The 408-nt window shown below is 74.3% G+C and carries 1 protein-coding gene; it reads right to left on the bottom strand.

The features are described from left to right. The coding region (locus KVT32_RS28915) for an NAD(P)H-dependent glycerol-3-phosphate dehydrogenase (RefSeq protein WP_217619292.1) at positions 1-408 on the bottom strand (408 nt) is incomplete at both ends.

Genomic DNA, 408 nt, shown 5'->3' with positions numbered 1-408 from the left:
CGGCTTGCCTTCGGCCAGCGCCAGGCCGACGCGGCGGTTGCGCGAGAGGTCGCCGGTGCAGGTCAGGATCAAGTCTCCCATGCCGGTCAGGCCCATGAAGGTGGCCGGCTGCGCGCCCAGCGCCTCGCCCAGGCGGGTGATCTCGGCCAGGCCGCGCGTGATCAAGGCAGCGCGCGCGTTCAGGCCCAGGCCCAGGCCGTCGGCGGCACCGGTCGCGATCGCCAGCACGTTCTTGACCGCGCCGCCCACTTCCACGCCGATCAGGTCGTCGCAGGCGTAGACGCGCAGGTTGCCGCCGTGGACGGCGCCGACCACACGGTCGCGCAGTTCACGCGAGGTCGAGGCCACCGTCAGGGCGCAGGGCAGGCCGCGCGCCACTTCCTGGGCGAACGAGGGGCCGGGCAGCGC

The organism is Achromobacter sp. GbtcB20, assembly GCF_019091095.1.
Classification (GTDB): Bacteria; Pseudomonadota; Gammaproteobacteria; order Burkholderiales; family Burkholderiaceae_B; genus Achromobacter; species Achromobacter mucicolens.
The sequence above is the reverse complement of the archived record's forward strand: the minus strand, read 5'-3'. Positions and strand labels throughout refer to the sequence as shown.